The organism is Pseudomonas pseudonitroreducens (assembly GCF_021603645.1).
In the GTDB taxonomy this organism is placed as follows: Bacteria; Pseudomonadota; Gammaproteobacteria; order Pseudomonadales; family Pseudomonadaceae; genus Pseudomonas; species Pseudomonas pseudonitroreducens.
In genome coordinates, this window is the sequence record NZ_BQHJ01000002.1 from 1 (window position 1) to 14,596 (window position 14,596).

Below are 14,596 nucleotides of genomic sequence, written 5' to 3' on the forward strand. Positions count from 1 at the left end.
CCTGCCGCCAGCGTTCAATCTGAGCCATGATCAAACTCTTCAGTTCAATACTGCTTGGGTTTTGAGAAAACCCTAAACTTGGCTCAGCAATCGCATGCTCAATTTAATGAGCTAAAACTCTCGAATTTACGAGTGTTACTTGCGTTGCTGATAATCAGTCGATCATCAGTCTTACATCACAAGCACCCACACGAATTGCTTGATTCAACTTGTTAAAGAGCAGTTGGTTAAGGCTTTCGTCTCAACCGAGGCGCGCATTCTACGCTAACCTCATCTTTCGTCAAGCTTTATTTTTCGAAAATTTCTTTTCTACTCAATCGCTTGGGCTTCCGAGAAGTCAAACCTCTCATCAGCGGGAGGCGCATTCTACAGCGATCAAATTCACTGTCAAGCACCTCGGCGACCTTCTTTTCAGCTCGCTGCCGGAGCAGCCAATGAAGAGCGGCAAGTGAATCATCTGCCTGATCACCACTCTCACCTTCGAACCTCTGTAAGTACTTGATTTTCAAGTTCTTTCAGCGCTTCGTCGCTGGGAGTGGTGCGCATTATAGGGACTTAAAAATGACCGTCAACACATTTCTGAAAGATTCTTCAGCTAGCGGCCAGACGGCTCCGCAGCGACGTCAGACGACGCGCCACGGGAGGCACCCGCAACAGCATCAGGACCAGGCCCATGGCGGCGTAGATCGCCCAGCGCTCCAGATCGGACCGCACGACCCACAGCATATGCAGCAATCCCAGACCGAGGATGACATATATCAGGCGATGCAGTTTCTTCCAGCCCGAGCCCAGCCTGCGCATGCTGTAACGGTTGGAGGTGATCGCCAGCGAGAACAGGCCAAGAAAGGCAACGAACCCGACGATGATATAGGGACGCTTGCGCAGTTCGACGCCCAGCTGCGCCCAATCCAACCCCAGGATGAAGACGGCATAGGCACTCAGGTGCAGCACTATATAGGTGAAGCACCACAGACCCAGCTGCCGGCGGACCTGTACCCAGCCTCCCCAGCGGGTGATCTTCTGCAGAGGAGTCATGGCCAGGGTTATGAGCAGCAGGATCAGACCGCCCTGCCCTAGCCGGTCGACCAAAGCCTTGCCCGGGTCGGGTCCGAGATCGAAGATCCACGCCTGGTACAACCAATAGAGCGGCAACACCAAAGCAGCCAGAAACACCCCGGCTCGCCAGAATGGATAGCGCATCAGTAATCCTTCCTCAGGTCCATACCTGCATACAGCGAAGCGACTTCATCGGCATAACCGTTGAACATGAGGGTGGGACGAACATTGGGACTGAATAGTCCACTAGGCAAACGGCGCTCGCGCGCCTGACTCCAGCGAGGATGGTCCACGGTGGGATTGACGTTGGCATAGAAGCCGTACTCGTCCGCTGCCAGGCTCTGCCAGGTAGTCTTTGGCTGCTCCTCGACAAAGCTGATCCGCACAATGGACTTCGCCCCCTTGAAGCCATACTTCCACGGCACCACCAGCCGCAGGGGTGCACCATTCTGGTTGGCCAGCACACGGCCATACATCCCAACGGCAAGAATGGCCAGGGGATGCATGGCTTCATCCATACGCAGCCCCTCCACATAGGGCCAGTCGATCAGGGCAAAATTCGACTGCACACCGGGCATGTCCTTTCGATCCACCAGCGTCTCGAAGCGTACGTACTTCGCTTTACTGGTCGGCTCCACCCGCTTGATCAGTTCGGAAATCGGAAAGCCGATCCACGGAATCACCATCGACCAGGCCTCGACACAGCGCAATCGGTAGATGCGCTCCTCCAACTGGTATGGCTTGATGAAATCCTCGAGCGCGTACTTGCCGGGCTTGCCCACCTCCCCATCGATCACTACAGACCAGGGCTCAGTCTTCAGCGAACCGGCATTGGCGGCGGGATCCCCCTTGTCCGGGCCGAACTCGTAGAAGTTGTTGTAGGTGGTCGCATCCTTGAACGGGGTGATGGCTTCATCTTTCACCGTCACCGCATCCCAGCGGGTAGCGGTGAGTTTTTCCGCCAGCCAGGAAGGAGCCGCAGCTTCGGCCACATCGGCATAGCGACCACCTTCGGCAAAACTCAGGCGCGGCAATCCGGACAAAGCGGCAGCCGCCATCGCACCACCGAGAAAGTGACGACGGGAGAGATAGAGGGATTCGGGCGTGACTTCCGATTCGTGGCAATCGGAAAGGCGGGACGATTTGATCAGCATGACGGGCTCCGCAACGACTGGCTGTATGCGCCAGTAGACTGCGGAGCCCGCTGGAAATTACACGGCAGGCGGCTGCTTGCGACGGCGCAATTGCAACAAGTATTGCACCGGGCCGGAGGTGGCGTAAGCAAGGAACAGCAGGAGCAGGATGCGCGGCGGGTCGGTGAAGACCACGGCGAATGCCAGCACCACTACCAGGATCGCCATGAACGGCACGCGGCCGCGCAGGTCGAGATCCTTGAAGCTGTAGTACTTGATGTTACTGACCATCAACATGCCTGCGGCTGCAACCATCAGGGCCACCAGCAGGGAAACCTTGGCTCCCTGCACATCGAAGTCGGCAAATGCCCACACCGTACCGGCAACCAGCGCCGCGGCAGCCGGGCTGGCCAGACCGATGAAGTAGCGCTTGTCAGCCTTGCCCACCTGGGTATTGAAGCGCGCCAGACGCAGAGCGGCGCCTGCCACATAGATGAAGGCGACCATCCAGCCGACCTTGCCCAGGCTGCTCAGCGCCCACTCGAAGGCAACCAGCGCCGGAGCGACACCGAAGGCGACCATGTCGGACAGCGAGTCATACTCGGCGCCGAAGGCACTCTGGGTATTGGTCAGACGGGCCACACGACCGTCGAGACCGTCGAGGACCATGGCAACGAAGATGGCGATGGCGGCGTTGGAGAAATCGCCGTTCATGGCATTGATGATGGCGTACAGGCCGGTGAACAGTGCCGCGGTGGTGAACAGGTTGGGCAGCAGGTAGATGCCGCGATGACGAACCTTGCGACCTTCGGCGTCGTGGCCCTCTTCGATGTGCTCATCGATGGGCAGCAGACTTTCTTCGGTGTCGGAAGCCTTGTTGGGCTCCTCGTGACCTTCACTCATGGACGATTCCTTGAGAACTCGTTGAGGCTGAGATTCGCCGGGGTACGCTACTGCGCAGACTCACCCGGCGCCCCCGCTTTATACCAGATCACCGCCCCTAAACGAAAAAACGCGGCAAGCGCCGCGTTTCCTCGTTTGTCGAAAGGACCTTAGTTCTTGGTCTTGTCGACAATCTTGTTGGCAGCGATCCACGGCATCATGGCGCGCAGTTGCTCGCCGATGACTTCGATGCCGTGAGCGGCGTTGTTACGACGCTTGGCGGTCATCGACGGGTAGTTGGTGGCGCCTTCGGAAATGAACATCTTGGCGTATTCGCCGTCCTGGATGCGCTTCAGAGCGTTGCGCATGGCCTGACGGGATTCGGCGTTGATCACTTCCGGACCGGTCACGTACTCGCCGTACTCGGCGTTGTTGGAGATCGAGTAGTTCATGTTGGCGATGCCGCCTTCGTACATGAGGTCAACGATCAGCTTCAGTTCGTGCAGGCACTCGAAGTAGGCCATTTCCGGAGCATAACCGGCGTCGACCAGGGTTTCGAAACCGGCTTTCACCAGCTCGACGCAACCGCCACAGAGAACGGCCTGCTCGCCGAACAGGTCGGTTTCGGTTTCGTCCTTGAAGGTGGTTTCGATGATGCCGGTACGGCCGCCGCCAACGCCGCAGGCGTAGGACAGGGCGACGTTCTTGGCATTGCCCGAGGCGTCCTGGTAGATCGCGATCAGGTCAGGGATGCCGCCGCCTTTCACGAACTCGGAACGTACGGTGTGGCCCGGGGCCTTCGGCGCGATCATGATCACGTCGAGGTCAGCACGCGGTACGACCTGGTTGTAATGGATGGAGAAGCCGTGAGCGAAGGCCAGGGTGGCGCCTTTTTTCAGGTTCGGCTCGATCTCGTCCTTGTACAGGCGGCCCTGGAACTCGTCCGGGGTCAGGATCATGACCAGGTCAGCAGCAGCAACGGCTTCGGCTACTTCGGCGACTTTCAGGCCGTGGTTCTGAGCCTTGGCAACGGAGGAAGAACCCCCACGCAGGCCGACGGTGACGTCGACGCCGGAGTCTTTCAGGTTGCAGGCGTGGGCATGGCCCTGGGAGCCGTAACCGATGATGGCAACTTTCTTGCCCTGAACGATGGAGAGGTCACAGTCTTTATCGTAGAAAACGCGCATTTGGGTAATCCCCTGTCAGTTGGCCTCGTGGGCCGTATTTCAAATCAGATGCTGAGAGTCTTGTCGCCACGGGCAATGCCGGTGACGCCGCTGCGGACAACTTCGAGGATCGACGCGGTGCCGATGGCCTGGATGAAGCTGTCCAGCTTGTCGCTGGTACCGGCCAGTTGCACGGTATAGACGCTGCTGGTCACGTCGACGATCTGTCCGCGGAAGATGTCGGTGGTGCGCTTGACCTCGGCGCGCTGGGCGCCGGTGGCCTTCACTTTCACCAGCATCAGCTCGCGCTCGATGTGCGCGCTCTCCGAGAGATTCACCAGTTTTACTACCTCGATGAGCTTGTTGAGGTTCTTGGTGATCTGCTCGATGACCTCATCCTGACCGGCGGTGGTCAAGGTAAGGCGCGACAGCGTCGGGTCCTCGGTCGGGGCGACGGTCAGGCTTTCGATGTTGTAGTTGCGCTGGGAGAACAGGCCGACAACGCGGGAGAGCGCGCCGGGTTCGTTTTCCAGCAGCAGGGAAATGATGTGTCGCATGATCAGGTACGCTCCGTCTTGCTCAGCCACATGTCGCGCATCGCACCACCACGGATCTGCATCGGGTAGACGTGCTCGCTGGTATCGACCTGGATGTCGAGGAAGACCAGGCGATTCTTCATCGCGAATGCTTCTTCCATCATCGGCTTCAGGTCCTTCAGGTCGGTGATGCGCATGCCGACGTGGCCATACGCTTCAGCCAGCTTGACGAAGTCCGGCAGCGATTCCATGTAGGAGTGCGAGTAGCGGCTGTTGTACTGCATGTCCTGCCATTGGCGGACCATGCCCAGCGCACCGTTGTTCAGGTTGACGATCTTCACCGGCAGGTCGTACTGCAGGCAGGTGGACAGCTCCTGGATGTTCATCTGGATGCTGCCTTCACCGGTCACACAGGCGACGTCGGCGTCGGGGAAGTTCAGCTTCACACCCATGGCGGCCGGGAAGCCGAAGCCCATGGTGCCGAGGCCACCGGAGTTGATCCAGCGATTGGGCTTGTTGAAGCGGTAGTACTGCGCCGCGAACATCTGGTGCTGGCCTACGTCGGAAGCGACGAAGGCATCACCGTTGGTGACTTCGCAGAGGGTCTCGATCACGGTCTGCGGCTTGATGATGCTGCCGTCGCCCATGTTGTACGGGAACAGGCCGCGGTTGCCGCGCCACTCTTCGATCTGCTTCCACCAGGCAGCCTGGGCTTCCTTGTTCGGGGTCTCGCCGATTTCCTTGAGGATCGCGACCATTTCAGTCAGGACGCTATCCACCGGGCCAACGATCGGGATGTCGGCTTTAACGGTCTTGGAGATCGAGGCCGGGTCGATGTCGACGTGGATGATCTTGGCGTTCGGGCAGAACTTGGCTGCGGTCTCGCCGTTGATCACGCGGTCGTCGAAGCGCGCGCCGACGGCAAAGATCACGTCAGCGTGGTGCATTGCGAGGTTCGCGGTGTAGCTGCCGTGCATGCCGAGCATGCCGACGAACTGGCGATCGGTACCCGGATAGCCACCCAGCCCCATCAGAGTGTTGGTGACCGGCACGTTGAGCATGCGCGCGACTTCAGTCAGCGGCTCGGCGGCATTGCCCATGATCACGCCACCACCGGCGTAGATGATCGGGCGCTTGGCGGCCAGCATCATCTCGGCGGCCTTGCGGATCTGGCCGGAGTGGCCACGGACCGCCGGGCTGTAGGAGCGCAGCTTGACCTTCTTCGGGTAGTTGTATTCGAACTTCTGGGTCGGATCGCCCATGTCCTTCGGAATATCGATCACCACCGGACCGGGACGGCCGGACTGGGCGATATAGAAGGCCTTCTTGATGACCTCGGGGATTTCCGACGGGTGCTTGATGATGAAGCTGTGCTTCACGATCGGGCGGGAGATACCGACCATGTCGGTTTCCTGGAACGCGTCGGTACCGACCATGTTGCTCGCTACCTGGCCGGAGATCACCACCATCGGGATGGAGTCCATGTAGGCAGTGGCGATGCCGGTGATGGCATTGGTCGCACCGGGACCGGAGGTCACTAGCACCACGCCGGGCTTACCGGTGGCGCGCGCATAGCCATCGGCCATGTGAGTGGCGGCCTGCTCGTGGCGAACCAGGATATGGGTTACTTCGTTCTCTTTGAAGAGAGCGTCGTAGATATGCAGGAGGGCACCGCCCGGGTACCCGTAGATGTACTTAACGCCTTCGTCACGCAGGGAGCGGACGACCATTTCAGCGCCGGATAAAAGTTCCACGTTGTCACCTCTAGAACGCTATATACGGAAACCCCCAACGTGGGGGACCGACTTGGATGGCTGCCCGGCAGACATGGGCGAATGTAATCGCCGGCTACGTCGACTGCCGATTGAGCAGAACCTGGAGACGCTCCTGTTTGTGTTACGGAGAGCCTCCACCCAGCGCGAGGTAACGCGAAACAGGGTGAAACTTTGCGGCGCGGGTAGCACCTCTTGTCTGCCGAGTAAAACCAGCTTGCGGCCGGCCCACTGCAGCGAACCTTGGATTCTTCTGAAACGAAGCGGTCAAGTCAAGCCATATATGGCTTTGAATGAAGCGGGGATGTGAACTTTCTCAGAGTGAATAAGCGCACGATTTGGTTATAGTTACCGACAGACTCCGTATCCCAAGGATCGACAAAGCATGCGACGGACGATTTTCATGGGCAGCCTGCTGCTCGCACTGGCCCCGACCGTGATGGCCGCGCAGGTCTACAAATGGGTCGACGCCCAGGGCACCACCCACTTCAGCGCGCAACCGCCGGAAGGCACCAATGCCGCCACCGTGAATACCAACACCGCGCCTCCCAAGGCCAGCAGCAACTTCCCGCCGCCGGCCGCGGCCAAGCCGACGCTGCCGCCCAGCGAGGATGAGAAGCAGAAGGCCGTTGACGACAAGGTCAAGCAGGAAGTGGCGCAGCAGGAAGCTCAGCGCGTGAAGCAGTGCGAGCAACTGCGCGTCGATCTGGCGCAGATGAAGAACAACCCGCGCATCCGCGTTGACGATGGCAGCGGCGAACTGCGTCGTCTCACTGAAGAAGAGCGCCAGGCGCGGATCGCCAAGAGCGAGAAGGATATCCGCGAGAACTGCAACTGACGCCCGCTCAGGGCGTCGGGCTGATCAACTGATCGAAGGCGCCGAGCGCATCCAGCAGCGCCGCAACGCGCGCCCCCTCGTTGGCGTAGGCCATTTCCGCGATGGCGCGGATGCCCGAAGCATTGGGCAAGTCCGCGCCGCTCTCGATGATCAGTTTCATCCGCGGCAGGAATATCCACTGCAGCCACTCCTCCAGCGCCAGAGTATCGACGCAGAAGGGCTCGATGCTGGAAAGCCTGTCCGTCGACGGGCTTTCGCTTCCCCACAATCCGATCGTACGCAGCTCCCGCTCGATCAGTAGCAACTGATCCGCGACCGCCAGCACGCGCGCGTCCATTACAGGGTCACCTTGGCTTTCTGACGCGCCTCGGCTGCCCCGGCAGCATTGCCCTGCTGGTCACGGCACTTGGCGATCAGATCCCACAGACTGGCCTGCATGGTCGGCCGACCGTTGGCCAGCGACAGGCCACGCAACGCCACCTGCTCGGCTTGCGCGGCATCCCCCTGAGCCAGGCGAACCTGCGCCAGCTTGTAGAGCACTTGCGGTTCGCGCGGAGCGATACGCTGAGCACGCTCCAGGCTGGCAGCGGCACCGTTCAGGTCACCTCCGCCCTGCTGCTGCGAGGCGGAGGTCAGCAGCGCCAGCACCGGGCCGTCCAGCTGTTCGTCTGCCGAAAGGCCGGAGTTGCTCGACGGAATCCCGGACGGCCCCTGGTAGGCATTGCCCTGGCTCGCCGGCGCGGCCGGCTGGTTCTGGTACACCGGCTGCTGGTAGGTCTGCGACTGGAAACCACCGTTGGAATTGATGCCACCACTGGTGGAGATCGGTTGCTGCGAAGAATAGGGGGCGCCAGCGGCACCCGGGGCCGTGGTCATCAGCGAGGTGCTGATCGGCGCAGCGCCAGTCTGCGCCGGGAAGGTCTGGATCGGTGCCATACCCGCATCCTGCGGGACCATCACGGTAACGCCGGAATCACCCTGCGGGATGCTCTGGCCAGCGCCGGCACGAACCGGCGCCTGGGTATTGCCGCCACTACGGCCGACGCGCTCCGAATTGGAGACGGAGGTACCGGAGTCCTGCACGGGAATGGCACCGTGCTGCGGGGACGCACAACCGGACAGAAGCGCCAGAGTCGCCGACGCTGCAAACCAAGCTTTTCTCACTTCCAATCCTCTTGCATCAGTTCAACCAGCCGCGCACCCAGTCCATGACCTCGCCGGCCGGGGCCTGGTTTCCGCAACCCGCGCCCGGCGCAGGTTCGCTTCCACGAATATAAGGCATCTGCACTGCACCGGGGCAGTTGGCATCAGTGCCCTGCCCGGTATGCGGGTCGACCCAGGCCTGCACGACATTATCCGGCATCGGCATGTCCAGCGGCAGCGGGTCGGCCTTGCGCATGAAACTGGTCCAGATCTGCAGTGCGCCGGTCGCGCCGGTCAGCGGCGTCTTGCCGTTGTCGTCACGACCGATCCATACCACTGCCAGCAGGTCCTGGCCGAAACCGGAGAACCAGCTGTCGCGCGAATCGTTGGTGGTGCCAGTCTTGCCCGCCAGGGTCAGGGACGCCGGCAACTGGTTGTAGACCGAGCGCCCGGTACCCTCGCGCATCACCCGCTGCATGGCGCTCTGCAGCAGGTAGATGGCGCCGGGATCGAAACGCTGCTCGACCTGGAACGGATAGCGCTTGAGCGGCTGACCATCTGCCGCCAGCACACTGCGGATGCTCCGCAGCGGGGTGTTGAAGCCACCACTGGCGATGGTCTGGTACATGGTTGCCACTTGCATCGGGCTCAGCGCGCCAGCGCCCAGTAACATGGACGGATAGGCCGGCCAGTTTGGCGACACGCCCAGGCGCTCCAGCGTCTTCAGAACATTCGGCACACCCAGGTCAAGGCCCAGCCTGGCGGTGGAAAGGTTCAGCGATCGGGCCAGCCCCTGATAAAGGAAGATGGTGCCGTTGGCGGTGCCTTCGTAGTTCTTCGGCGTCCACACCTGGCCATCCTTGCCCTTCACCTGGAACGGCTGGTCCTGGATGTAACTGGTCAGCGTGTACTGGCTCGGACGCTCCAGTGCGGTCAGATAGACCGCCGGCTTGACCAGCGAACCAATCGGCCGCACCGCATCGACTGCACGGTTAAAGCCGGCAAAGCGCGGATCGCGACTGCCCAGCAGGGCCTGGATCTCCCCGGTTTCCGGGTTGGTCACGACCATGGCGGTCTCGGTCTCGGCAACGCCCTTGCGGCCTTCGAGACGCTTGAAGGTTTCGCTGACAGCGGACTCGGCCTTCATCTGCAGGATGGGGTCGAAGCTGGTGAAGATGCGCAGACCTTCTTCGGTCAGGTCCTCGTCGCGGTAGTCCTCGCGGAGCTGACGTTTCACCAGGTCGAGGAAGGCCGGATAGGAGCTGTTGGCCATACTGCCCTGACGGGTCACACCCAACGGTGCCTGCTTGGCGGCGGCGGCCTCTTCGGGAGTAATCACGCCCTGCTCGGCGAGTACATCGAGCACCACGTTGCGACGCTCGAGAGCACGCTCCGGATTGCGCCGCGGGTTGTAATAGGAAGGCCCTTTCACCATGCCGACCAGCAGAGCCACCTGCGGCAACTTGAGCTCCGACAGCGGCTGGCTGAAGAAGTACTGGCTGGCGAGACCGAAGCCATTCACCGAGCGCTGTCCATCCTGGCCGAGGAACACCTCGTTGAGATAGCCCTCGAGGATTTCGCGCTTGTCGTAATGCAGCTCCAGCAGCACCGCCATCATGGCTTCGGTAAGTTTGCGCGACAGGCTGCGCTCGTTGGTCAGGAAGAAGTTCTTCACCAACTGCTGGGTCAGCGTACTGCCGCCCTGGCGCAACTGGCCTGCGCTGGCGTTGACCCACACGGCACGGGCGATGGACTTGATCGAAACCCCGTGGTGACTCCAGAAATCGCGGTCTTCCACGGCGACCAGGGTATCGATCAGGTACGGCGGCACCTGGTCGAGCTTGATCAGGATGCGGTCTTCGTTATGCGCCGGGTACAGGCCGCCAATCAGCAGCGGCTCCATGCGCGCGACGGCAAGATCGCCGCCGTTGGCGCGGCTCAGGCCCGCCACATAGTTGCCGGAAAAGCGCACACGAATGCGCTGCGCCGGCTCGGCACCTTCATAGAACTGGAAGCCACGGGTATTGAGGTCGACGGCGTTGCCGGCCACCGACACGGCGCCAGGCCCCGCGACCGAGGTTTCACGGCGATAGCCCAGGGCATCCAGCTCGCGCAGGAAGTCGTCCTTGCCCAGTTTCAGGCCGACGAAGAGCTCCAGTGGCCGGGCGTAAACCTTGGCGGGAATGGTCCAGCGCTTGCCGGAGAATTTCTCCTGGACAACCGCATCGAGGTACACGGCAAAACCGGCCAGCACCACGACACCGACCAGACCAAGCTTGAGAGCCCAGCCCAGCCATTTGCGCATGGCAGGCGACGATTTGCCGCTTTTTTTACGAGGTTTGGAAGATCGGGGACGCGTCATGGCGGCGCATTATACGTACTTTATCCACAGGAGACAGACGCCGCTCCAGCGGGCGTCCGGGCTTGATGCGAACTGCCGCGCATCTCGCGAAGTCGGCAGTAGCGGAGCTATGACCCCGCGATGGCCATTTGGTTGCCGGCCAGCCGCAGAGTTTGCACCTGCCGACCCAGTCGCCATAATGCCAGCCTTTAGAAAATTCGATCGGAAAGGACATTACGTGAGCCAGACCTTACTCGCAGCCCTGCAGAACCCCGCCCTGTTCCCTCATCCGGTCGACGGCTTCCGGGTCATCGAAACCCATATTTCCTGGGTGCTGCTCACTGGCTCCTATGTCTACAAGATCAAGAAGCCGGTGAACTTCGGTTTCCTCGACTTCACCGATCTGGCCAAGCGCAAGCACTTCTGTGAAGAGGAGCTGCGCCTGAACCAGCGCCTGACCGAAGGCCTGTACCTTGACGTGATCGCCATCACCGGCAGCGAAGCCGCTCCACAGCTTGGCGGCGAAGGCCCGGCCATCGAGTACATGATCCAGTGCCGCGAGTTCCCGCAGCACCAACTGCTCAGCGAAGTGCAGGCCCGCGGGGAGCTTGGTGCAGATCACGTGGACGGCCTGGCCGGACAGATCGCCGACTTCCACCTGCGCACCCCGGTCGTCCCCACCGAACACCCGCTGGGCACCCCGGACGCCTGCATGGCGCCTGTGCGGCAGAACTTCGAGCAGATCCGCCCGATGCTGTCCGACAAGGCCGACCTGCTCCAGCTCGATGCCCTGGAAGCCTGGGCTGAGTCGAGTTTCGAACGCCTCCACGACGTGTTCGAACAGCGCAAGGCGAAGGGTTTCATCCGTGAATGCCATGGCGACATTCACCTGGGTAACGCTGCGATCATCGATGGCAAGGTCGTGCTCTTCGACTGCATCGAGTTCAACGAGCCGTTCCGCTTCACCGACGTCACCGCCGACTACGCCTTCCTCGCCATGGACCTGGAAGACCGCGGCCTGAAGTGCCTGTCGCGACGTTTCGTCAGCCAGTACCTGGAATACACTGGCGACTACCAGTCCCTGGCCCTGCTGAACTTCTACAAGGCATACCGCGCCCTGGTTCGCGCCAAGATTGCGCTGTTCAGCCTGGCACACCAGACCGACGCCGTGCAGAAGGCCGCGACCCTGCGCCAATACCGCAACTACGCCAACCTGGCGGAAAGCTACAGTGCGATTCCGTCACGCTTCCTGGCGCTGACCGTCGGCGTTTCCGCCGTCGGCAAGAGCCAGGTTGCGCTGCGCCTGGTAGAAGCCCTGGGCGCCGTGCGCCTGCGCTCGGACGTAGAGCGCAAGCGCCTGTTCGGCGAGCAGCAGGCGGCGCAACAAGGCCAGCTCAAGGGCGGCATCTATGACACCGATGCTACCAGCGCCACTTACCAGCGCTTGAACGAACTGGCGGTGGACATCCTCCGCGCCGGCTATCCGGTGGTGCTCGATGCCACCTTCCTCAAGCGCGAGCAGCGCGCTGCCGCGTGGGAAATCGCCGAGGAAACCGGCGTACCCTTCCTGATCCTCGACTGCCACGCGCCCGAAGCGGTGATCGCCGGCTGGCTGGCCCAGCGCCAGAGCGAAGGCAACGACCCCTCCGACGCCACTCTGGAAGTCGTCCAGGCACAACTGGCCAATCGCGAAGAGCTCAACGCCGAAGAGCAGCAGCACAGCAAGCGCGTTGACACTCCGGACGCCGCCAGCCTCGACGCACTGGTCGCCAGCATCCGCCAGCGTCTGCCAGGCCTCTGATCCACCGTTTGTCGGGCCGAATCGCCGCCGCGCGGTGATTCCGGCGGGTGGGTAGCGCCACACGGCGCGCCCTGCCTGCGCCACATCGCCCTGCCCCGCTTTCAGGGCGATGTCACAACGCCACGCTTTTCTCATCCACCGCTACACTTTCCAGGGTGTGTCCGGCCGCTACGAGCAGTTCTCGGCCTTTTCAAGACCTGACACCCATCGTGCCCATCGCAAGGACAGACGATGAACGACGAACTGCTGCACCTGAAGAACCTCGGCAAGACCTCGGCCCAGTGGCTCCATGCCGTGGGCATCCACAACGCCGGCGACCTGCGCCGCCTGGGCGCGGTCGGCGCTTACCGGGCCGTGCGTGCCCGGGGCTTCCGCGCCTCCAAGGTGCTCCTTTACGCCATCGAGGGCGCCCTGCTGGATGTGCACTGGAACGACCTTCCACCTGCGCACAAGGCAGCCCTTCTCGGCGAGCTTGAGACATTTCCCGCACGTAACAAGAGCTAGCTCACAAGCTCTGTGGGAAAATGTTTACGCAAGGTGCCTGTCCGCTTATGGTTTCAGGGCCCTTCGTGCGCCCTCGACCGTCGCCATATCAAGGAATTACGGCCATGTACCTACTCGGTGAACAACCTGCCTACGCCGATCGACTGATCAATCGCCTGCAGGGCATTCCGGCGCAATTGCTCGCCGGCCTGGAACCCGCCGGCGAAGCCATCCGCCTGGAACGGTCCGACGACCTGGAAGGCGAGCTGCCCGGCAAGCATCTGTTCCTCATCGAGAACGGCCTGGTCCATGCGCTGGTGGATGAGCGCCCGCTGTTCTACCTGCAGGAAGGCGACCTGGTCGGCCTGCGCCAGGGTATCGAGCTGCCGCCCTGCCGCTACGTCAGCGAGGAGCCGCTGTGCCTGATCCCGTATTCGCGCAGCGAAGTGTTCCGCCACATCCACAGCAACGAGCAGCGCCAGGAGCAGTTCCTGCACTACCTGATCGGCCACACCGCGCTGCTGTCGGATGCCCTGGCACACCTCAAGCAGCCGGAGATTCGTCCAGCCACCGGCTTCCAGCACTTCGCCGCCGGCGCTCAACTGATCCAGCAGGGCGATGACGCCGAGCACGTGTTCATCATCATCGAGGGCCACGCCGAGGCCTTCGTCGACGGTCAGAAGGTCGGCGACGTGCAGAAGGATGAAATCTTCGGCGCCATGGCCGTGTTCACCCGCGAGAAGCGCAGCGCCTCGGTGATCGCCAGCGAGCCGTGCACCGTGATGGTGATTCCGAAGGACCAGTTCCTCAGCCTGATGCAGAGCAACCCGCGCATCGCCCACAGCCTGATCGAAGGCATGGCGCGGCGCATCGACCTGCTGAACAAGGAAGTCACCCAACTGCGCCTGCAACGCCAGGCCGAATAAGGCGCTCCATCCCCTGAAAAGCCCGGCCCGCGCCGGGCTTTTCATTTGCGCAGGATAAATTTTGCGGACGAGGGAAAAATCTGCAGAAAAGAGGTTGACTCTCAAATGATAATGATTATTATTGAGTCATCTGGTCGCGAGGCCAGATCGATAACCTCAAGAGACCACGCAGTCGGACTCTTCAGATTATCTCCTCATCAGGCTAATCACGGTTTCGACCCGGCACTTTGCCGGGTCTTTTTTTTGCCTCGATTTTTTCTTCGCACAGTGCATTCACGCGGCCCAAGTTTTTTGGGTTCAGGCGAAGAAAAGGTGTTGACTCTCAAATGATAATGGTTATTATTACAACCACTGGCTGCGAGGCCAGTTGGATAAGCTCGAGAGACCACGCAGTCGGACTCTTCAGATTATCTCCTCATCAGGCTAATCACGGTTTTAGACCCGGCACTTTGCCGGGTCTTTTTTTGCCTGGGATTTCTGTTGCGGCTCGCAGCCTGGATGAAAAACGGGGCCTCATCG

13 protein-coding genes are annotated in these 14,596 nt (G+C 61.2%); 4 read left to right on the forward strand and 9 right to left on the reverse strand.

The genetic code is table 11. The features are described from left to right. Positions 1-591 precede the first annotated feature (591 nt). From msrQ to L6D89_RS04205, 6 genes are all read right to left on the reverse strand, one after another. Positions 592-1,200 carry a protein-methionine-sulfoxide reductase heme-binding subunit MsrQ gene (msrQ, locus tag L6D89_RS04180; RefSeq protein WP_236198873.1) on the reverse strand — a complete coding sequence of 203 codons (609 nt, stop codon included), beginning with the start codon at positions 1,198-1,200 and terminating at the stop codon, positions 592-594. Continuing rightward, positions 1,200-2,210, reverse strand: coding sequence for a protein-methionine-sulfoxide reductase catalytic subunit MsrP (msrP, locus tag L6D89_RS04185; RefSeq protein ID WP_236175845.1), 1,011 nt, complete (start codon positions 2,208-2,210; stop codon positions 1,200-1,202). The genes msrQ and msrP overlap by 1 nt, the downstream gene beginning before the upstream one ends. A 57-nt stretch (positions 2,211-2,267) precedes the next feature. Beyond that, on the reverse strand, positions 2,268-3,092 hold the full coding sequence (gene pssA / locus L6D89_RS04190; RefSeq protein ID WP_017516328.1) for a CDP-diacylglycerol--serine O-phosphatidyltransferase: 825 nt from the start codon (positions 3,090-3,092) through the stop codon (positions 2,268-2,270). 149 nt (positions 3,093-3,241) lie between these two features. Further along, positions 3,242-4,258 (reverse strand): ketol-acid reductoisomerase, encoded by a 1,017-nt coding sequence (ilvC, locus tag L6D89_RS04195; RefSeq protein ID WP_236198874.1) that lies wholly within the window; start codon positions 4,256-4,258, stop codon positions 3,242-3,244. 44 nt (positions 4,259-4,302) lie between these two features. Continuing rightward, a complete protein-coding gene (gene ilvN / locus L6D89_RS04200; protein ID WP_017516326.1) occupies positions 4,303-4,794 on the reverse strand; it encodes an acetolactate synthase small subunit in 492 nt (163 codons plus the stop codon). A gap of 2 nt (positions 4,795-4,796) precedes the next feature. Continuing rightward, complete coding sequence (locus L6D89_RS04205) at positions 4,797-6,527, reverse strand: acetolactate synthase 3 large subunit (RefSeq protein ID WP_236198875.1); 1,731 nt, start codon at positions 6,525-6,527, stop codon at positions 4,797-4,799. A gap of 403 nt (positions 6,528-6,930) precedes the next feature. On the opposite strand from L6D89_RS04205, the gene L6D89_RS04210 reads away from it, so the two are divergent. Further along, positions 6,931-7,383 carry a DUF4124 domain-containing protein gene (locus L6D89_RS04210; RefSeq protein WP_236198876.1) on the forward strand — a complete coding sequence of 151 codons (453 nt, stop codon included), beginning with the start codon at positions 6,931-6,933 and terminating at the stop codon, positions 7,381-7,383. A gap of 7 nt (positions 7,384-7,390) precedes the next feature. Here L6D89_RS04210 and L6D89_RS04215 read toward each other — a convergent pair whose 3' ends face one another. Genes L6D89_RS04215 through mrcB form a run of 3 tightly spaced genes read right to left on the reverse strand, consistent with a single transcriptional unit; the run spans position 7,391 to position 10,888 of the window. Continuing rightward, on the reverse strand, positions 7,391-7,720 hold the full coding sequence (locus tag L6D89_RS04215) for a YqcC family protein (RefSeq protein WP_236175848.1): 330 nt from the start codon (positions 7,718-7,720) through the stop codon (positions 7,391-7,393). Beyond that, a complete protein-coding gene (locus tag L6D89_RS04220) occupies positions 7,720-8,547 on the reverse strand; it encodes a tetratricopeptide repeat protein (protein WP_236198877.1) in 828 nt (275 codons plus the stop codon). The genes L6D89_RS04215 and L6D89_RS04220 overlap by 1 nt, the downstream gene beginning before the upstream one ends. Positions 8,548-8,563: 16 nt before the next feature. Then, positions 8,564-10,888, reverse strand: a complete 2,325-nt coding sequence (gene mrcB / locus L6D89_RS04225) for a penicillin-binding protein 1B (protein ID WP_236175850.1) — start codon at positions 10,886-10,888, stop codon at positions 8,564-8,566. A 217-nt stretch (positions 10,889-11,105) separates the two neighbouring features. Between mrcB and L6D89_RS04230 the strand changes: the two genes are divergently transcribed. The 3 genes from L6D89_RS04230 (at position 11,106) to L6D89_RS04240 (ending at position 14,077) form a co-directional block, all read left to right on the forward strand. Next, positions 11,106-12,668: a bifunctional aminoglycoside phosphotransferase/ATP-binding protein gene (locus tag L6D89_RS04230; RefSeq protein ID WP_236198878.1), complete on the forward strand. Its 1,563-nt coding sequence runs from the start codon at positions 11,106-11,108 to the stop codon at positions 12,666-12,668. Positions 12,669-12,899: 231 nt separating this feature from the next. Next, positions 12,900-13,172, forward strand: coding sequence for a TfoX/Sxy family protein (locus L6D89_RS04235; RefSeq protein WP_024767178.1), 273 nt, complete (start codon positions 12,900-12,902; stop codon positions 13,170-13,172). A gap of 104 nt (positions 13,173-13,276) precedes the next feature. Next, on the forward strand, positions 13,277-14,077 hold the full coding sequence (locus L6D89_RS04240; RefSeq protein ID WP_236175852.1) for a cyclic nucleotide-binding domain-containing protein: 801 nt from the start codon (positions 13,277-13,279) through the stop codon (positions 14,075-14,077). Positions 14,078-14,596: the final 519 nt, after the last annotated feature.

Bases quoted from the DNA above. Each gene is read 5' to 3' on its own strand.
- ilvN (WP_017516326.1), bottom strand. From the start codon at position 4,794: ATGCGACACATCATTTCCCTGCTGCTGGAAAACGAACCCGGCGCGCTC.
- mrcB (WP_236175850.1), bottom strand. From the start codon at position 10,888: ATGACGCGTCCCCGATCTTCCAAACCTCGTAAAAAAAGCGGCAAATCG.
- L6D89_RS04215 (WP_236175848.1), bottom strand. From the start codon at position 7,720: ATGGACGCGCGCGTGCTGGCGGTCGCGGATCAGTTGCTACTGATCGAG.
- pssA (WP_017516328.1), bottom strand. From the start codon at position 3,092: ATGAGTGAAGGTCACGAGGAGCCCAACAAGGCTTCCGACACCGAAGAA.
- L6D89_RS04240 (WP_236175852.1), top strand. From the start codon at position 13,277: ATGTACCTACTCGGTGAACAACCTGCCTACGCCGATCGACTGATCAAT.
- ilvC (WP_236198874.1), bottom strand. From the start codon at position 4,258: ATGCGCGTTTTCTACGATAAAGACTGTGACCTCTCCATCGTTCAGGGC.
- msrP (WP_236175845.1), bottom strand. From the start codon at position 2,210: ATGCTGATCAAATCGTCCCGCCTTTCCGATTGCCACGAATCGGAAGTC.
- L6D89_RS04235 (WP_024767178.1), top strand. From the start codon at position 12,900: ATGAACGACGAACTGCTGCACCTGAAGAACCTCGGCAAGACCTCGGCC.
- L6D89_RS04210 (WP_236198876.1), top strand. From the start codon at position 6,931: ATGCGACGGACGATTTTCATGGGCAGCCTGCTGCTCGCACTGGCCCCG.
- msrQ (WP_236198873.1), bottom strand. From the start codon at position 1,200: ATGCGCTATCCATTCTGGCGAGCCGGGGTGTTTCTGGCTGCTTTGGTG.